The organism is Streptomyces sp. NPDC033966, assembly GCF_055575955.1.
This window is the reverse complement of the sequence record NZ_JBVIRQ010000023.1, coordinates 1-16,347: the sequence shown is the minus strand read 5'-3', so window position 1 is coordinate 16,347 and position 16,347 is coordinate 1. Positions and strand designations below refer to the sequence as shown.

Annotated in this window: 20 protein-coding genes; 14 read left to right on the top strand and 6 right to left on the bottom strand. The window is 73.2% G+C overall.

From position 1 onward, the window contains the following. Positions 1-24: 24 nt before the first annotated feature. A complete protein-coding gene (locus ACZ518_RS36775; protein ID WP_469117420.1) occupies positions 25-906 on the bottom strand; it encodes a DUF4436 family protein in 882 nt (293 codons plus the stop codon). Between the two features lie 219 nt (positions 907-1,125). Here ACZ518_RS36775 and ACZ518_RS36770 point away from each other — a divergent pair, with 219 nt between their 5' ends. From ACZ518_RS36770 to ACZ518_RS36755, 4 genes are all read left to right on the top strand, one after another. Then, complete coding sequence (locus tag ACZ518_RS36770; RefSeq protein WP_469117383.1) at positions 1,126-1,992, top strand: hypothetical protein; 867 nt, start codon at positions 1,126-1,128, stop codon at positions 1,990-1,992. Between the two features lie 137 nt (positions 1,993-2,129). Then, on the top strand, positions 2,130-2,438 hold the full coding sequence (locus tag ACZ518_RS36765) for a hypothetical protein (protein ID WP_469117382.1): 309 nt from the start codon (positions 2,130-2,132) through the stop codon (positions 2,436-2,438). Between the two features lie 82 nt (positions 2,439-2,520). Further along, positions 2,521-2,955 carry an Rrf2 family transcriptional regulator gene (locus tag ACZ518_RS36760; RefSeq protein ID WP_469117381.1) on the top strand — a complete coding sequence of 145 codons (435 nt, stop codon included), beginning with the start codon at positions 2,521-2,523 and terminating at the stop codon, positions 2,953-2,955. Positions 2,956-3,092: 137 nt separating this feature from the next. Then, entirely contained in the window at positions 3,093-3,596 is a 504-nt protein-coding gene (locus ACZ518_RS36755) for a GNAT family N-acetyltransferase (protein ID WP_469117380.1), read from the top strand. A gap of 3 nt (positions 3,597-3,599) precedes the next feature. On the opposite strand, the gene ACZ518_RS36750 is transcribed toward ACZ518_RS36755, so the two are convergent. The 3 genes from ACZ518_RS36750 to ACZ518_RS36740 all read right to left on the bottom strand — a co-directional run bounded on the left by ACZ518_RS36750 (position 3,600) and on the right by ACZ518_RS36740 (position 5,674). Next, on the bottom strand, positions 3,600-4,367 hold the full coding sequence (locus tag ACZ518_RS36750; protein WP_469117379.1) for an NPP1 family protein: 768 nt from the start codon (positions 4,365-4,367) through the stop codon (positions 3,600-3,602). 243 nt (positions 4,368-4,610) lie between these two features. Continuing rightward, complete coding sequence (gene infA / locus ACZ518_RS36745) at positions 4,611-4,835, bottom strand: translation initiation factor IF-1 (protein ID WP_007261968.1); 225 nt, start codon at positions 4,833-4,835, stop codon at positions 4,611-4,613. Positions 4,836-4,909: 74 nt separating this feature from the next. Next, positions 4,910-5,674 (bottom strand): GNAT family N-acetyltransferase, encoded by a 765-nt coding sequence (locus tag ACZ518_RS36740; RefSeq protein WP_469117378.1) that lies wholly within the window; start codon positions 5,672-5,674, stop codon positions 4,910-4,912. 270 nt (positions 5,675-5,944) lie between these two features. Here ACZ518_RS36740 and ACZ518_RS36735 point away from each other — a divergent pair, with 270 nt between their 5' ends. Both ACZ518_RS36735 and ACZ518_RS36730 read left to right on the top strand, forming a co-directional pair. Further along, the gene (locus ACZ518_RS36735) at positions 5,945-6,547 is read left to right on the top strand and encodes a TIGR03086 family metal-binding protein (RefSeq protein ID WP_469117377.1); all 603 of its coding nucleotides are present in this window, start codon (positions 5,945-5,947) and stop codon (positions 6,545-6,547) included. 155 nt (positions 6,548-6,702) lie between these two features. Further along, entirely contained in the window at positions 6,703-7,155 is a 453-nt protein-coding gene (locus ACZ518_RS36730; RefSeq protein WP_469117376.1) for a hypothetical protein, read from the top strand. 23 nt (positions 7,156-7,178) lie between these two features. On the opposite strand, the gene ACZ518_RS36725 is transcribed toward ACZ518_RS36730, so the two are convergent. Next, a complete protein-coding gene (locus tag ACZ518_RS36725; RefSeq protein WP_469117375.1) occupies positions 7,179-8,210 on the bottom strand; it encodes a sulfotransferase in 1,032 nt (343 codons plus the stop codon). 246 nt (positions 8,211-8,456) lie between these two features. Here ACZ518_RS36725 and ACZ518_RS36720 point away from each other — a divergent pair, with 246 nt between their 5' ends. The 5 genes from ACZ518_RS36720 to ACZ518_RS36700 all read left to right on the top strand — a co-directional run bounded on the left by ACZ518_RS36720 (position 8,457) and on the right by ACZ518_RS36700 (position 12,986). After that, positions 8,457-10,787, top strand: coding sequence for a sensor histidine kinase (locus tag ACZ518_RS36720; RefSeq protein WP_469117374.1), 2,331 nt, complete (start codon positions 8,457-8,459; stop codon positions 10,785-10,787). Beyond that, positions 10,784-11,188: a roadblock/LC7 domain-containing protein gene (locus ACZ518_RS36715; protein WP_469117373.1), complete on the top strand. Its 405-nt coding sequence runs from the start codon at positions 10,784-10,786 to the stop codon at positions 11,186-11,188. Before ACZ518_RS36720 ends, ACZ518_RS36715 begins: the two co-directional genes overlap by 4 nt. Next, a complete protein-coding gene (locus ACZ518_RS36710) occupies positions 11,188-11,559 on the top strand; it encodes a DUF742 domain-containing protein (RefSeq protein WP_469117372.1) in 372 nt (123 codons plus the stop codon). Before ACZ518_RS36715 ends, ACZ518_RS36710 begins: the two co-directional genes overlap by 1 nt. After that, positions 11,546-12,148, top strand: a complete 603-nt coding sequence (locus ACZ518_RS36705; RefSeq protein WP_469117371.1) for a GTP-binding protein — start codon at positions 11,546-11,548, stop codon at positions 12,146-12,148. Before ACZ518_RS36710 ends, ACZ518_RS36705 begins: the two co-directional genes overlap by 14 nt. Positions 12,149-12,245: 97 nt before the next feature. Further along, positions 12,246-12,986, top strand: a complete 741-nt coding sequence (locus ACZ518_RS36700; RefSeq protein ID WP_469117370.1) for a hypothetical protein — start codon at positions 12,246-12,248, stop codon at positions 12,984-12,986. A gap of 12 nt (positions 12,987-12,998) precedes the next feature. Here ACZ518_RS36700 and ACZ518_RS36695 read toward each other — a convergent pair whose 3' ends face one another. Further along, positions 12,999-14,246, bottom strand: coding sequence for a glycosyltransferase (locus tag ACZ518_RS36695; protein ID WP_469117369.1), 1,248 nt, complete (start codon positions 14,244-14,246; stop codon positions 12,999-13,001). 146 nt (positions 14,247-14,392) lie between these two features. Between ACZ518_RS36695 and ACZ518_RS36690 the strand changes: the two genes are divergently transcribed. The 3 genes from ACZ518_RS36690 (at position 14,393) to ACZ518_RS36680 (ending at position 16,250) form a co-directional block, all read left to right on the top strand. Then, positions 14,393-15,589, top strand: coding sequence for an alpha/beta hydrolase family protein (locus tag ACZ518_RS36690; RefSeq protein WP_469117368.1), 1,197 nt, complete (start codon positions 14,393-14,395; stop codon positions 15,587-15,589). 135 nt (positions 15,590-15,724) lie between these two features. Beyond that, on the top strand, positions 15,725-16,000 hold the full coding sequence (locus ACZ518_RS36685) for a DUF6400 family protein (RefSeq protein ID WP_469117367.1): 276 nt from the start codon (positions 15,725-15,727) through the stop codon (positions 15,998-16,000). Continuing rightward, positions 15,987-16,250, top strand: coding sequence for a hypothetical protein (locus ACZ518_RS36680; protein WP_469117366.1), 264 nt, complete (start codon positions 15,987-15,989; stop codon positions 16,248-16,250). The genes ACZ518_RS36685 and ACZ518_RS36680 overlap by 14 nt, the downstream gene beginning before the upstream one ends. Positions 16,251-16,347 lie beyond the last annotated feature (97 nt).

The window sequence follows — 16,347 nt, the reverse complement described above, 5'->3', positions numbered from 1 at the left end:
CGCGTCGGTCGTGCGTCGTTCCGCCTACGCGGTGTCGTCCGGGCGGAGTGCGGCGCGGACGCCGGTGATGACCACGGCGAGCAGGCAGAGGGCGATGACGGTCTCGGCCCACAGGAAGGCGAACCAGTCCAGCACGCAGCCGATGGGGGGCGTGCCGGGCGCGGTGTTGCGGAACGCCGCGAGGGCGAACAGGGTGGCGGCCATCCAGGCGAGGGCGGGCCAGACCAGGCCCTCGCCGCGGGTCGTCAGGTACCAGGCCCCGATGAGCACGGACGCCGCCAGCGCCCACATCACGCCCATCATGAAGACCGCGAAGACGAGCAGGCTGCCCGACCGGACCAGTTCCACCCCCAGGACGGCCTCCTGCCGGACGTCCGAGGGCGTCACGGACACCGAGAAGAGCGGGTCGTTGTCGGAGAACAGCATCCGCACCGGCACCTGCCTGCCGCCCAGCTGTGCCCAGAACTCGACGTCGGTCCGGTACGTGTCGAACGGGTAGTCGCTGATCGACCCGTCGCCGATCGCGACCTGCACGTCCCTGGTAGGGATCCGCTCGTGCGCCTTGAACGCCAGGTCGCCGAGGGTCGCCGCGGAGGTCTGGAGGCTGAGATCGGCCACCGGCGCGGTCCCGTCCTCCTCGCCCAGGCGCCCGCGCGGGGTGACCCGGACCCGCAGGACCAGCTCCCGGGAGGAGGCGTCCACGCGTTGCACGGTGGCCTCCACGTCCACCCGGTCGACGGCCGCCGATCCGACGGTGTGGACCGTGTCGAGCGCCTGCCGTTCGCTGAACTGCAGCCACGACCCCACCCCCACCGCCACCACGATCAGGACCGCGATGGGGAGCAGGACCGGCAGGATCGACGCTCCGGAACGGCGGGGGCGACGTGGGTCCCAGGTGGGGGCCATGGTGACTCCGGCGGGATGGGGAGGGGCGGTGACCGCGGTGTGATCCTCGTCCACCGGCCCGGCGATCCGCCGCATCCGGCGGGGCGTGTCGGCGCCGCTGCGCCCCGACGCCCCGGCCGGCGCCGGATGGCCGGTCGGGTAGCCTGGCGGGGCCCGGCCGGGGGACCGGGCTGCTTCACCGTCCCCCGTATCGACCACACACGGGGACCGAACACACACATGTCTGCTGCCTCCTTCCGGCGTTCGGTGTGCGCGGCGGCGGCCGTCCTGACGCTCGCCACGCTGACCGCCTGCTCCGGCGAGTCCACCTGCAAGATGCCCAAGGGCGTCAAGGCCTGCCTGACCACGCAGGAGGTCAAGGACATGGACACCGTGCGCGCCGCGGGCCAGGCCCTGCTGGATTCCCCGGGCCTGGAATCCGAGGTGCTGCTGACCCCGCCGAAGGACCTCCTCGGCGGCTCCCCGAGCCCGATACCCGGCACCGGCCGGTACCGGGGGGACCGGGCGGAGGCCGCCGTGGGCGGCTCGTACGACATGGAGTTCACGGAGGACGGGCACACCGACGCCGCCCGGTACGCGGGCGGGCAGACGTACGTCCGGTACTGGAAGGCCGTCGACGACCGGACGGGAAAGCCGGCCTGGGTGGCCCGGTCGCAGGGGCAGCTCGCGAGGAAGGGCGACGAGTGGAACGTCGTGGCCGAGCGGGCGCGCGCCGCGAACCCCCTGATGACCGCACGGCTGCTGGCGGCCTTCACCCCCGGAGGCCCGGACGACCTGACCCGCTCCGGGCCCGACGGGCGCGAACTGCACCTCTCCACGAGCCACCTGAGCATGCCCCAAGCCAGCTACGACATCCTGACCAGCACCTTCCCGGACCACCGCCCGGAGGAGGTCATCGTGGACCTGCGTCTGGACGAGCAGAAGCGGATCACCTGGTACGAGGCGACCATGAAGCTCGTGCACATCAGCGGCACCGGCGTCCAGGTGCGGGTCATGCACACCTTCAAGCCCGCCGCCGCCCCCGTCACCCTGGGTCCCCCGGAAGGCGTCCTCAACCCTCCGAAGCCGGCCCCGACGGGGAACTGATCCCCTCCCCGAGCCCGATCCCGTGGAATCGCCGCGCCGCCGAGCGTGTGGCCCGGGCGCGCCGCCCGTGAGGGTGTTTGCTGTGCGCAGGCCCGCCCGCCAAGGGCGCGGCCCCGCACCACGGAGGAGCCGGAATCATGAAGTTCGCGCAGATCATCGACTTCGAGACGGAACGCATCGACGAGGTGCGCGACCTGCTGCGTGCCTACGAGGAGCAGGCCCGCTCGCAGGGGCGCAACGGCACCCCGGTCGCCCGCACCCTGCTCAAGGACCGCGCCAACCCCAACCGCTACCTCGCCGTGGTGGAGTTCGCATCCCATGACGCGGCCATGGCCAACAGTGCCGCGCCCGAGACCAACGAGCTGGCCCAGGCGCTCTCGGCGCTGATGACGAGGCCCACCGCCTACACCGACTGCGACCTCGTGGACCACCAGAGCCTCGGCTGACCGACGGCGGCTGGACACACGGCCCCCTGTCGTAACAGTATTGGTTACGACAGGGGTCGGAGGCGTTCGGGCGGGAGGTTCCATGAGTGCGAGCAGCCGGATGACCGTGGCCACGCACACGCTGACCTGGATGGCGCGGGTCTGCCCCCAGCGGCCCGACGGCATCGTGACGTCCGAGCAGATCGCCTCCAGCGTCAACACCAACCCCGTGGTCATCCGCCGCACCCTCGGGAGCCTGCGTGACGCCGGGCTGGTGGAGTCGCAGCGCGGGCAGGGCGCGGGCTGGCGGCTGGCGCGCGCTCCGGAATCGATCACGCTGAGGGACGTCCACCTCGCCGTCGAACCGGAGCCGCTGATCCCGCTGCACTCCTCGCCGCCCAACCCGGCATGCCCCGTCGCGCGGGGCATCCCGGCCGTGCTGCGCGGGGTCTACGACCGCGCGGAGGAGGCGATGAGGGCCGAACTGGCGGCCGTCACCGTCGCCGACGTGGCAAGAGCGGCGGTTCCCGGAGCCTGAGCGACCCGTGATCCGATCCGGCCGGTCCACCGGGACCGGCCTCCTTTTCGGCCGTTGTCGTAACCATTCCTGTTACAACCGAACTGTCCGGACTCCGACCGTCCGGCCGTCCCGTCGACATGAAGGACCGTACGAAAGTGATCACCACCGAACGCCTCCGACTGCGCCCGCTCACCGAAGCCGACACCGACTGGTGGGTTGACCTCCACGCCGACGAGGAGGTCAACCGGTTCGTCGGCGGCTACACCCGGGAGCAGGCCACCGCCCGCCTGCGCGCGATCCAGGACCAGTGGGACCGGCGCGGTCACGGCCTGTGCGCCGTCGAACTGCGCGGCACCGGCGAGTTGATCGGACGCAGCGGCCTCAACTGGTGGGAACAGTTCGACGAGACCGAGATCGGCTGGACCTTCGCCCGCGCCCACTGGGGGCGCGGCTACGCCACCGAAGCGGCCGAGGCGGTGCTCGCGTGGGGCTTCGGGACGCTGCGGCTCCGGCGGATCACCGCCATGATCCACCACGGCAACACCGCCTCCACCGCGGTGGCCTCGCGCCTCGGCTTCACGCGCCTGCGCGAGGACACCGTGCTGGACCGCCCCTGCACCGTCTACGCCCTGGACCGGGACGACTTCCCGCCCCGCTGACCGCTACCGGTTCGGGTCGAAGGGGATGTCCGCGGGCTTGGCCTTCGCCAGGTGGGAGGCGAAGGAGCCGTCCTTCAGGCCGAAGTGCGCGCTGCCGAAGTCCGCCTGGCTGAGCTTGTCCCTGAGCGTCGCGGGGTAGCCCGACCAGCCGACGAGCGCCGGGAACTGCCAGGTGCCGCGGTGGTTCTCGGGCGGCTCGTCATTGGTGTTGGCCGGACGGAAGCAGTGCGTGCCGGCGCCGTCCTTGTGGTAGACGATCTTGGGGTGGGTGCCGTCCCAGCGGATCTGGTCACGGCTGTGGATGCTGAAGTCGCCGTGGGCGGAGGTGGAGACGTACTTCGCCTCGTTGCCCTGGATCCACACCACCACGTGCTCCCAGTCGTGGCGGTGGCCGCCGAGGCTGATGCCGGGGATGGCCTGGTCCTTCTCGAAGTACAGTGCGTACACCACGGCACACCAGCCGTTGTTGCAGGTGGCACGGGAATAGCCGTTGGTGTTGGCCAGGTCCGAGGCGTCGTGGCAGTTCCCGTTGAGCGCGCCGGTCGGGTTCAGGCCGCCGTTCAGGACCCCGGTCGGGCCTATGGCGGGCGTCGGGTAGCAGCCGTCCGTGTCGTAGTCGTACGCCGGCTGGAAGGTCAGCTCGACGGCCTCGGCGTTCACGGGCAGGGCCGGGGGCGGAGCCGCGAAGGCCACCTGCGGTACGGCGACGACCAGGGCGAGGGCGGCGCCGACGGCGACCGAAGTCCTCCGGATGTGATGACTCGTCCGCAAAGCAGCCTCCGGCTGGTCGGGGTTCGGTGTGGCGCGGAGCCCGGCCGGTCCTCCGGCGGGCGCGCCGCAAGCATCATTCGCGAACCCCGACGGCACGACAAGAGCCATGGCACCCCCTCTTCAGCCAGCGCCCGGGTCGTCAACTTTCGGTCATCCAGAGCGAGTTGGGGTGCAATGCTGACGGATCGTGCGGCGCCGGCCGGAGGTGCGCCCGGGGAGTCCCGGGCGCACCTCCGCCGTCGGTCAGGTCCGGTAGCGGTACATGATCCGACCGCGGGTCAGGTCATACGTGCTGACCTCCACGAGCACCCGGTCGAACGGGAGGATCCTGATGTAGTTCTTCCGGATCTTCCCGCTGATGTGCGCGAGCACGTGATGCCCGTTCTGGAGCTCCACCTTGAAGGTGGCGTTGCGCAGGCACTCGACGACGGTGCCCTCGACTTCCAGGCCCTTCGATGTTCTTGCCAATGTCCCTCGTCTCTCGGATGGGGGTGCAGGTGTGGGTGTGGGTGTGGGTGTGGGACCGGTGGGCCGGCGCGGCGTCAGCGGCGCACCAGCTCCACGTTGCCGCCGGTCCGGCGGGCCCCGATGCGCTCGAGCAGCGTGATCGCGGCGGTGTCGGACTCGTCGGCCTCGGCCCAGGCCGAGCCGGTCCCGGAGCGGTGCAGCGAGCCCAGCGCGTGCGCCAGCAGCGCCTGGCCGATGCCCTTGCGCTGCTCGTCGGCCCGTACGGCCACCAGCCCGATCCGCGCCCGGCGGGGGACCGGAGCCACCCGCACCAGCCCCACGTACGCGCCGTCCCGGACCGCGACCGTGTACCTCGACGGGTCCAGCGGCAGCGGCCCGGCCGGGCGGGGCAGGACCTCGGCCGGCATGGTCCGCCATCCGGCTCCGGCCTCGACCTCCTCGCGGATCGTCCGGTCCAGGGCGCGCAGCAGCCCTTCGTCGGCCTCCGCGCCGGGCAGGATCCGCACACCGGCGGGGATCCGCGACGGGTCGAGTCCGGTCTCGCGCGGGTCGGTGGACAGGACGTACTCCCGCTCGCGTCGTCCGGGAGTGAAACCGGCCCGCTCCCAGCGGGACTTCAGGCCGAGGTCGGTCTCGCCGACCAGGGTGTGGAGAGGGGCCGGCAGGTCCGCCAGCATGGCGGCGGCGAGCCGGTCGAAGGCCGTGTCCCGCCATACGTCGATGCTGACGAAGAGCCGCCCGTCGGGTCGTCGTGAGACATCGCCGTGGCCGACGATCCGGCCGTCGGCCATCGCCTGCCACCGGGTCTCGTCCACCCGGTCGATCGTCACGGGGTCCATGGTTGTCGCCTTTCAGGAGTGCCTGGTTGTGCAGGGCGCTCCCGACGACGACACCTAGGTCAGTCGCACACCGTGACGGAAGTTGGGGAGCACCCACCTCGATACAGCCTTCATGGGTCTCACCTCCTCGCGTCCTGTCACGGCGTTCCGCACACTAGCAAGCGGCGGCCGCACGTCTCATCAGATTTATTTCCGGACGGGCATGTCCGGCCTGCTCCTGCCGTGAACCGGTCTAGCCTTCGGCCCGGTGCGATGCGGAGGGAGCGGTGGATGAACAGCACGACGGGGTTCGACCTCGGACCACAGGCGGCCGTCGTGGCCCGCCTGGTCGCCGGTGTCCCCGACGCCCGGCTCGCCGGGCCGACACCCTGTCCCGCCTATCCGGTCGGCGAACTGCTGGGCCACCTGGCGGGCCTGGCCACGGCCTTCCGCGACGCGGCCCGCAAGGACCTCGGCCCCACGACCGACACACCCCCGGGCGCGACCGCGCCCCGGCTGCCCGACGACTGGCGCGAGCGGCTGCCGGAGCTCCTCGGCGAACTCGCCGGGGCCTGGCGGGACCCGGCCGCCTGGACCGGCATGACCCGCGCGGGCGGTGTGGACCTGCCCGGTGCCGTCGCCGCCGCGGTGGCGGCCGACGAACTGGTCGTCCACGGCTGGGACCTGGCCCGGGCCACCGGCCAGGACTACGCCCCCGACCAGGCCGCGCTGAGGGTCTCGTACGACTTCCTGCTCGCGGCCGCCCAGGAGGACGACCGCGGCGGGGGCATCTTCGGCCCCGTCGTGCCGGTGCCGGACGACGCCCCGCTGCTGGACCGGACGGTCGGGCTGAGCGGCCGGGACCCGGCCTGGACGCCGCCCGCACCCTCCTGACGCGCCGGGCGGCACTGACGGAGAGGAGTCACGGCCCGGGCGGGAACGGTTCAGCCGTTGGTCATGATCCGTTCGTATGTCATGTGAAATATCACATGACATACGGCATCCTCCGCTCGTGCGGGCGGTGCCCCATGACGACGAGGAGAACCCCTGTGAACCGCTTGGCCCTTCTGGCAGTCGGCGCCGCCGGCCTGACCGCCCTCACCGGCACCCCCGCCTTCGCCGCCGCCCCCGCGGCCGCCACCGATACCGTCACCTCCTGCGGCAGCCCCGGCCTCCAGGCAGGTCTGACCACCCGGGTGTGCGCCGACGTCACCGGGACCACCGTCGTGGTCTACGGCAAGGTCGGACTCGCCGGCCCGCCCTCCCCGGGCAGCCCGGCGCCCCAGCCGAGGGAGCTGTTCACGACGCTGTCCGTCGAGGTCGTCGGCGGCGAGGCGCCCGTCACCCAGACGAGGCCGGTCATCTTCGCCTCGTCCAGCCTCGAAGTGCGCGGCCCGGTCAGCTCCGTCCCGTGCGGGTCGACCGTCCGCGCCGCCTTCGGCGTGGCCTCGTTCCCCTGGGCGGCCAACCCCGTCGTCCACGAGGTCACCGTCACCTGCTGAGAGCCGCCTGCCGAGAGCCGCCCCTACCCCCGGCCGCCCGCCAGGGCCCGGACGCCGGCGGCGCATCCCTCCCGCAGCGCGGCGAGTTCGGCCGGGGGCAGCCGCAGCGAAGCTCCCCGCCGGCCGGCGTCCAGCCGCGCGGCACCCGCGTCGAGCCACTGGGGGAGGGGTTCGACGCCGATGTAGCCGGCCAGCCTCGCGAGCTCCTCGCGGGGCCGGTCGAGGAGGTCCTCGTAGGCGAGCGTGGTGCGCATCGGCGCGGGAACCCCGCCGAGGTGCGCCACGCCCCGGACCACGATCTCCGACCACAGCGCCGCGAAGCCCGCCACCGGCAGCTCCCGGTCCAGCACCAGCGCGGGATCGAAGCGGTCCGCCAGCAGCCGGGACAGCTCGGGCGGCAGGGACCGGACCTGTTCCGCGGTCAGGTCCTCCACCCGCTCGGCGCCCGTCCGGGCGAGGATCTCCCGCATCAGGAAGATCAGCCGGTAGCCCGTGTGCCTGCTCATGGACAGCGCGCAGTCCGGCCCGTCCCTGAACAGGTGCACGAAGCGCGCCTGCGGGAAGGTCCGGCGCAGCAATGGCACCCGGTCCGAGGAATAGCCCGACCGTTCCACCACCGCCGTGGACCCGAACCGCGCGCACAGCAGGCCGAACAGCGCCTCGTAGTGGCCGCCGGCGGTGCGGACCGGCCAGCCGCGCACCTCCTTCTCCAGCTCGTCGAACAGGCCGTCCGGGTCGTCGGTCAGATGCGGGAGCACCATCAGGGACAGGGCGGGGATGCCGGTGGTGTCGGTCGCGAAGCGCCCGGGACGGCGGGTGTAGACGAACTCCGGCATCGGCGCCCCGCTGCGGATCATCCGCTCGAACAGCGGATGGGGATCGGCCAGCAGCCGCCAGAATCCCTCGCCCGTGACGGGGCCTTCGGGGAATCCCCGGCTCTGCACCGAGGACAGCAGCTCGTTCAGACTGAGCACGTCCGGGTGCAGGTTGACGATGCCCGACAGCGCGGTCGACCCGCTGCGGCCCGTACCCACGACAAAGGTCAGAGTGCGCATCCCGTCCAACTCCTCCGGCGACGACCCGTACCGATCGCGACCAGCCTTCCCCCGGCACCCCCTCCCGAAGCCGACGGCCGGGGCCGGACGCTTTTACCACGCGGGGGCATGGAAGTAAGGTCTCCGTTTAATCGGACTGGCTGGATATGATCGGCATCCCCACCCAGCAGGGCCGTGCCGGCAGTTCCCCCATGCCCTCGTCCGGGCCCGTCCCGTCTCCGCCGCTCCCGAGGACCGATGTCTGCGATGGCCCCCGAAGGACCGCCAAGCCCGCCGCCCCCCGCCCGGCGCCGCCGCACCGTACGCCTGCGTACGATGCTGGTCTGCCTGGCCGTCGTCCCGACCGTGGCGATGGGGGCCCAGGTCACCGTGACCGTCCAGCGGTTGCTGGCCCGGTCGGAGCACCTGCACGCCGACGTGGAGGCCGGTGAACGGATCGGCGTGCCGCTGGTCAGGCTGATGACGGAGCTGCAGTCCGAGCGTGCGGTGACGGCGGCGCGGTGGGCGGGATCCTCCGTGGCCGACGAGGCCCTGCGGGAGAGGCGGGCCGCGACGGACCGCGCCGCGGCGGAGTTCCGGCGGCTCTCGGGCGGCGGCGACACCTCGGGGCACCCGGGCCAGGGCGAGGCGCGCCTCGGCGCCCTGAACGGGCGGCTCGACCTGCTCGCCTCGTACCGCAAGCGGGTGGACGCGCACAGCGGCAGCGCGGAACAGGCCGTCGGCTACTACACCGGTGTGATCGACGACATCATCCGCGCCTACCAGGATGAATTCAGCCACGCGGAGGACGCCGAACTGGCCCAGGAGAGCAGGCCCGCCGTGGCCCTGTTCTCCGCCTCCGAGATGGTCGCCCGCGAGGACACGGCCCTCACCCTCGCGGGGCCCTCCCGCGAACTGGCCGCCACCGGCTTCTCCCAGTTCCTCGACGCCGTCGGCACCCACCGCTACCTGTACGACACCTGGATCGTGCCGTACCTGCCGCCCGCCGAACTCGCTTCGTACGACAAGCTCACCGGCTCCGACGCCTGGCAGACCAAGCTCCGCGTCGAGAACGCGGTCATCGCCAACCACAAGGACACCGCGACCGGCGTGAAACTGCCCGCCGACGTCGACGACTGGCCCGCCGCGCACCACACCTTCGCGCCACGGCTGGCCGAACTCAACACGGCCCGGGCCAAGAACGTGCTCGCGCTCGCCGACGCGAAGGCCGCCGCGCTCCAGACCGAGGTCTACTGGCTCGTCGGGGCCAGCGGCGGCACCCTGTTGCTGGTCACCGCGGTCGTCGTCCTCACCACGCGGTCGGTCCTGCGCCGGCTCAGCCGCCTGCACACCCGTACGGTCGCCATGGCCGAGGAGACGCTGCCCGAGGTGGTGGCCAGGCTCCAGCGCGGGGAGCCCGTCGACACGGAGACACTGCCGGCCGTGCACGGACGCGAGGACGAGGTCGGGCAGATCGCCGACGCCTTCGCCCGCGTGGTCGCCGTGTCCGTCGACGGGCACCGGCAGCTCGCCGCCGAGCGCCACGGCTTCGGCATGTTCGCCTCGGGCATCGCCTCGCGCACCGGAAACCTCGTCAGCCGGCAGCTGAGCCTGACCGAGGACCTCCAGGACACCTTCGGCCACGACGAGGCGCTCCTGGCCCAGTTGATGCGGTCCGACCAGTTGACGGTGGGGATGCGGCGCCAGATCGAGAACCTGCTCATCCTCGCCGGCGGCGAGATCCCGGACCCGCACACCGAACCCATGCGCGTCGCCGACCTCCTGCGCGAGGCCGCCGCGGAGGTCGAGGACTTCCGGCGCATCGAACGGCAGGCACTCGACGAGGCGAGCGTGCGGCCGCACGTGATCAGCCAGATCAGCCACCTGCTGGCGGAGCTGCTGGACAACGCGACCCGGTTCTCGCCGCCGCGGTCGAAGGTGGTGGTCCGCGCCGAACTCGTCGCGGACGGCCTGTCGGTCGAGATCGAGGACCGCGGACCACGCGTATCGGCCGCCGGCTACGAGGCCATGAACGAGCGCCTGCACTCGGCGCCGCCCTTCTCCGTCCTCGCGGAGAACGCGCACCGCCTCGGCCTCTTCGTCGTGGGCCACCTGGCCGACCAGCTCCAGGCCCGGGTCACGCTGCGCCGCTCGGTGTACGGGGGGACGGCCGCCGTGGTGATCCTGCCGAGCGGGCTGCTGCTGTCCGCCGAGGCGAAGCCCCCGGGGCCGCGACCGGCGGAGCCGGGGCCGCTGCCCGAGCGGGCTCCGCGCCCCGCCGCCGTCCGGGGCCCCGTACGCATACCCGTACGCGAGCCCGCGCCCGACGCCGGCGCCCCGCCGGCCCCCGCCCTCGCGCCCGTCCCGCCGCCGCGCCCCGCAGCCGCCGCAGCCGCCGCGGCCGGCCCCGACGCGCGGCCGGCCCTGCCCGAGCGCGTCCCGCAGACCCACCTCACCCAGCAACTCCGAGGCCCCCGCGCCCCGGAGCCGGCCGCCGGCCGGGACGCGGAGACACCCGAAGAGGTGGCCGACGCCTGGGCCGACTACGAAGAGGGGACCAAGAAAGTGGAAGCAGAGCTCGGAGCGGACCAGCCATGACAACGACAGCCAGCGACATGATCTACGGCATCCTGGACAACAACCTGAGCAGGATCGCCGGCATCGAGGGAGCCGTGCTCCTGTCCAACGACGGGATCAAGCTCAGCGCCTACCTGCTGGAGCGGGACCGGGCGGAGCGCATCGCGGCCGCGTCCTCCGGCATCGCCGCCACCATGAAGGCGATATCCCGGGAGATCGACGGCGGCAGGGTCATCCGCCAGCTCGTGGAGATGGACGACCGCTACCTCTGCGTCGTCGGCTGCGGGGAAGGGAGCACGCTCATCGTCGTGACCTCCCGCAAGGCACGGCTCGGAGAACTGGGAGGCGAGGCCGTGCGCACCGCCCAGGCGCTCGGCGAATGGCTGGGAACCCCCGAGCGCACCACCCCGCCGACGCCGTAATGCCCGACGAGCCGCCGCGCCGAAGCCCCCGCCGGACACGGCTGTACGCGCTGACCGACGGCCGTACGGCCGCCGCCCCGCAGACCGTCCTCACCATGGACACCACCATCGTGGCGGCGGCCGTCGGCGACGACGCCCACGCCGGTCTGGCCACCGAATGGCGGACCGTCCTCACCATGTGCGCGCGACCGGGCGGGCTGGCGGTCGCCGAGATCGCCGCCCGCATGCACATGCGCCTCACCCCGACGACCCTCCTCCTGGGCGAACTCGCCGACCGCGGACTGATCCACCACAGGCCGCCGCTGGAGGGCGCCGCGACCACCAATGTCCACCTGCTCATGAAAATCAGGGACAACCTTGCCCGGATATGACACTTCCGACGCCTCCACCGCCCGGGCGGCGTCCCCCGTCAAGATCCTCGTCGCCGGCGGGTTCGGAGTCGGCAAGACGACCCTGGTCGAGGCGGTCTCCGAGATCGAGCCGCTGCGTACGGAGGAACGCCTCACCAGCGCGGGAGTGGGCGTCGACGACCTCGACGGCATCGAGTCCAAGACGCTGACCACCGTCGCGATGGACTTCGGCCGGATCACCCTCGCCGACGCCGGAGTCGTCCTCTACCTGTTCGGCACACCCGGCCAGGAGCGGTTCTGGTTCATGTGGGACGACCTGCTGAACGGGGCCCTGGGCGCACTGGTGCTCGTCGACACGCGGCGCCTGGACCGAGGCTTCCCGGCGATCGACTTCTTCGAGAGCCGGGGGCTGCCCTTCGTCGTCGGCGCGAACTGCTTCCACGGCGAACAGCCCTACACCGCCGCGGAGATCGCCGCGGCACTGCACCTGCGCGACCCGGCCACCCCCGTCCTCCTGCTGGACGCCCGCTCGCGTACGGACGCCCGGAACTCCCTGCTGGCCCTGCTGGACGTGGTCATCGCCCGGGCGGAAGCACCCGCCGTCGTCTGACGGGACGTCGGCCCGGTGTGCGCGGCCGAGCCGGTGCGCGGTCCCGGACCGGGGGGCGGTCCCCGGCTGGCCGGATACCGGCGCTAGCGTGATCACCATGTACGAGATCAAGGATGTGACCGCCACGCCGGGCGGGCGGATGTCCCTCCAGTTCCATGACCACGGCTACGCCGCCAAGCAGGACGGGAGCGACGACTCCCTCGGCGACAAGCTCTTCGGCGAGGGGGCCGGGTGCGTCACCCTGCTGGTGATGCTCGCCTCGATAGGCCTCTACAGCCTGCTCAAGAAGAACGGAGCACCGGAGGCCGCCGTGATGGCCTGCCTGTGGGTGGGGATCATCTCCCTCTGCTACGGGGCGGTCATCGCGCTGCTGCACTGGACCAGCGGGGTGCTGGCGAGCATCTTCCTCTTCCTGTTCGTCGTGGTGAGCTTCCCCCTGCTGCTGATTCCGGGCTACCGGCGGGCCCTGGGCCGCCGTTGGGGGAGCGGCGGCGCCGAGACCGGGCAGGGCTGGGTCCCCGCCACGGCCCTGGCCGGCGTCTGGCACCAGCCCGACCCTCGCGGCGGCAGCGTGATCACGGTCCGGCTCACCGACGGATCCGTGACCGCGTACGCGCCGACGCCCGACACGGCCCACGACCTGTACGCGCGCTTCGACGCCCTCCTGCGCGGCGCCCGGCCGGCCCCGGCTCCGTACCAGCAGCCCGGCCAGTACCAGCAGCCCGGCCAGTACCAGCAGCCTGGCCAGTACCAGCAGCCCGGCCAGTACCAGCAGCCTGGCCAGTACCAGCAGCCGGCGCAGTACCAGCAGCCCTGGCAGCAGCAGCCGCGCGGCTGAGGAGAGCACCCGTCAGGAGTGCGCCAGCCGTTCGAGCGCGGCGGCCACGGGTGCGACGCCGTCCTCCGCCGCCAGCCGGCGCGCGAGGTGCCGGGCCCGCTCCCGGTAGCAGGGGTTGCCCACGGCCTCCCGGAGGGCGGAGCCGAGGGCGGCCGGGCCGAGCCGGCGCAGGGGCAGCACCCCCGGGGCGGTGCCCAGCTCCACGAGACGGGCCGCCCAGAAGTGGGCGTCGAACTGCACGGGTACGGGTACGCAGGGAACGCCCGCGCGCAGGGCCGCGCCGGTGGTGCCCGCCCCGGCGTGGTGGACGACGGCCGCCATGCGGGGGAACAGCAGCGAGTGCGGAACGTCGCCGATGGTGATCATGTCGTCCTGGACGGCGGACAGCCCGGCCCACCCCTGCTGGACCACGCCCCGCAGGCCGGCGGCGCGCAGCGCGGCGACGACATGGGCGCTGACCCGCCCGGGGTCGGGTGTGGTGGCGCTGCCGAGGCCCACGTAGACCGGGGCGGGGCCGGCCGCCAGGAAGTCCTCCAGCTCCGGCGGAAGCCGGCTGGTGCTGTCGTGGGGCCACCAGTATCCGGAGACCTCCAGCCCCGGGCGCCAGTCGCGGGGGCGGGGGACCACCAGCTCGCTGAAGCCGTGCCACACGGGCCAGCCCTGCCGCTCGCGGGCGCGGCGGGCGGCGGACAGGCGGCTGTGGGGCAGGCCGTGCTCGGCGGCCAGGACCCGCGCGGCCCGGGTGAAGACGTGGTCGACGGCCGTGACGACGGCCTGCCCGCCGAGCCGGTTGCCCAGCGGGCCCGCGGAGCGGGTGCCGAGCATCGGCGGCGGGAACTCCCGCGTGCCGTGCAGGGGTTGCAGGAAGAGGCCCATGCTGGGCCGGGAGAGGCCCTCGGCGATGGCGTACGCCAGCGGCGCGACCGTGCCGCCGGCCAGTACGACGTCCGCGTCGCGCGCGGCACGGACCAGCGGGTGCGTCATCTCGGGCGCGATGCGCCTCGCCAGCGCGACGGCGCGCAACAGCTTCGCCGCCCCGGTCCGGCTCCGGTGCAGCCCGCGCCCGCGCGTCGAGTGCAACTCGGCCCTGGGATCCCCGGGAAGGGTGTCGAAGCGCACCCCCGACCCCGCCACCAGGGATTCGAACACGCCATGGGTCACCAGGGTGACCTCGTGTCCGGCCCGGGCCAGGCCGGCCCCCAGCCCCGTGTAGGGCGCGACGTCCCCGCGCGACCCCGCTGTCATGACGGCGATCCTCATGTCCGTCAGTGTGGCGGCCGGACCCCGTCGACGTCGTACGCCGCGCGCACGGTCCGGCCGGTTCCGGCGTCGGATTCCGGCCGTTCCAGGCCCAGTTGAGCAGGCTGGTTAGGTGAGCCTTGCCTAATATCCTCTATGGTGTGGGCATGACGAAGATCATCCGCCTGCTCGCCGCGACCGCCGCGGCCGGGCTCCTGCTGGCCGGCGCCCCGGCGACCACCACCGCCGCCACCGCCGCGCCCGCCGTGACGGGCGACCGGGCCGACGCCCCCGCGGGTGCCGCCCGACTCGAACTGCCGCGTCCCACCGGCGCCTTCGCGGTCGGCCGCGACACCCTCCACCTCGTCGACACCGGGCGCAAGGACCCCTGGGTCCCCGCCGCCGACCGCGAACTGCTGGTGTCCCTCTACTACCCCGCCGTCCGCGGCACCGGGCGTCCGGCCCCGTACGTGACCCCGGCCGAGGCGCGCGCCCTGCTCGCGGACCGCGGGGAGCTCGGCCGCTACGCCACCCCCGAACAGGTGGCAGCCGTCCGCACCCACGCCCGTGAGGGCGCGCTGCCGCGCGTCGGCGGCGGCCGGTACCCGCTCGTCGTCCTCTCGCCCGGATTCACCCTGCCCCGCGCCTCGCTCACCGCGCTCGCCGAGGACCTGACCTCGCGCGGCTACGTGGTCGCCGCCCTCGACCACGCCTACGAGTCCGACGGCACCGTCTTCCCCGGCGGCAGGCTGCTCGGCTGCAAGGCCTGCGAGCAGGTCTTCCCCGACCGGTCGCTGCACCGGGTGTCCGAAGCCCGGGCGCGCGACGTGACGTTCCTGCTGGACTGGCTCACCGGGGACCACCCCGCCTGGCGGCACTCCCGGCTGATCGACGCCCGCCGCATCGGCATGGCCGGCCACTCGATCGGCGGCGCCTCCGCGGCCGCGGCCATGGCCGCCGACCCCCGGGTGGCCGCCGGAGTGAACATGGACGGCACCTTCTTCGCCCCGCTGCCCGAAACCGGCCTCGGCGGACGCCCGTTCCTGCTGCTCGGCGGTGATCCGGCCCTGGTGCCGCCGGAGGTCGACGACACCAGCTGGGCTGACGCCTGGCCGCGCCTGGACGGCTGGAAGCGCTGGCTGACGGTCACGGGCATGGGTCACCCCGGATTCACCGACTGGCCCGTCCTCGCCGACGGAGCGGGCGCCCCGCACCCGGAGACCCCCCTCTCGGGGGACCGCTCGCAGCGGATCACCCGCGCCTACACCGGCGACTTCTTCGACCGGCACCTCAAGGGCCTGCCCGCGCCGCGCCTGGACGGGCCGACGGCGGCCGACCCCGAGGTGGTCTTCCAGCGCGGCTGACCGGACCCGGCCGGCCGTCCCGCGACGTCCCCTGACGGCCGGTGGGATATGCGCGGATCAACCCGGGGAGGGTGGGATGTGACTCCGCCCACCCTCCCTTGACCCGGGAGGAAAGGCATACCTAAGTTCTGCCTCATGTCCACGCACCGCTCCACACCCCCCACCGGCCCGGACGGGTCCTCCGAGCTGGTCGACTTCACCGTCGACCTCACCTCCCAGGAGATGCTCCGGCGCGCCCAGGTGATGGCCGCGCTCGGCCCCGACTGGGATCCGGTCGAGGTGCTGCGGGGCGAGGAGGAGGCGTACGACCTGCTCTACTCCGGCCTCGACGCCGAGCAGCAGCGCGTGTACGACGACCTGGTGGCGGCCGGCGTGCTGCCCGTGCGCGGGGGCGGCCGTGCTGCCGCTTGACCCGCAGGCCGAGATCGGCCGCCGGGCATGGGTGCCGTGCCCCGGCTGCGATGACACCCGGGACTGCGAGCCGTGCGGAGAGCGCCGGGCCTGCTCCCGCCACTGGCGCTACCTGCTCTCGAACAAGGGCAGCCTCCTCCACCTCCAGTGCCCCGGCTGCACCCATGTCTGGACGCACGAGAGCGGCTTCGGCGCCACCCGCTCCCTGTGGAGCCGCGTGACCAGCGGCCTGCCGCGCCTCTCGTCGTAGACCTGCGGCGGGCGACTCGGAAAGCCGCGTTCGACGCGTCCGTTTCCTTCGATTCGGGGGCCGGAAGTGACGGGGGACACCCACCTCAGCGGGTGTG

Bases quoted from the DNA above. Each gene is read 5' to 3' on its own strand.
- ACZ518_RS36700 (WP_469117370.1), top strand. From the start codon at position 12,246: ATGTACGAGATCAAGGATGTGACCGCCACGCCGGGCGGGCGGATGTCC.
- ACZ518_RS36690 (WP_469117368.1), top strand. From the start codon at position 14,393: ATGACGAAGATCATCCGCCTGCTCGCCGCGACCGCCGCGGCCGGGCTC.
- ACZ518_RS36720 (WP_469117374.1), top strand. From the start codon at position 8,457: ATGGCCCCCGAAGGACCGCCAAGCCCGCCGCCCCCCGCCCGGCGCCGC.
- ACZ518_RS36695 (WP_469117369.1), bottom strand. From the start codon at position 14,246: ATGAGGATCGCCGTCATGACAGCGGGGTCGCGCGGGGACGTCGCGCCC.
- ACZ518_RS36685 (WP_469117367.1), top strand. From the start codon at position 15,725: ATGTCCACGCACCGCTCCACACCCCCCACCGGCCCGGACGGGTCCTCC.
- ACZ518_RS36740 (WP_469117378.1), bottom strand. From the start codon at position 5,674: ATGGACCCCGTGACGATCGACCGGGTGGACGAGACCCGGTGGCAGGCG.
- ACZ518_RS36710 (WP_469117372.1), top strand. From the start codon at position 11,188: ATGCCCGACGAGCCGCCGCGCCGAAGCCCCCGCCGGACACGGCTGTAC.
- ACZ518_RS36735 (WP_469117377.1), top strand. From the start codon at position 5,945: ATGAACAGCACGACGGGGTTCGACCTCGGACCACAGGCGGCCGTCGTG.
- ACZ518_RS36760 (WP_469117381.1), top strand. From the start codon at position 2,521: ATGAGTGCGAGCAGCCGGATGACCGTGGCCACGCACACGCTGACCTGG.
- ACZ518_RS36770 (WP_469117383.1), top strand. From the start codon at position 1,126: ATGTCTGCTGCCTCCTTCCGGCGTTCGGTGTGCGCGGCGGCGGCCGTC.
- ACZ518_RS36765 (WP_469117382.1), top strand. From the start codon at position 2,130: ATGAAGTTCGCGCAGATCATCGACTTCGAGACGGAACGCATCGACGAG.
- ACZ518_RS36775 (WP_469117420.1), bottom strand. From the start codon at position 906: ATGGCCCCCACCTGGGACCCACGTCGCCCCCGCCGTTCCGGAGCGTCG.
- ACZ518_RS36715 (WP_469117373.1), top strand. From the start codon at position 10,784: ATGACAACGACAGCCAGCGACATGATCTACGGCATCCTGGACAACAAC.
- ACZ518_RS36725 (WP_469117375.1), bottom strand. From the start codon at position 8,210: ATGCGCACTCTGACCTTTGTCGTGGGTACGGGCCGCAGCGGGTCGACC.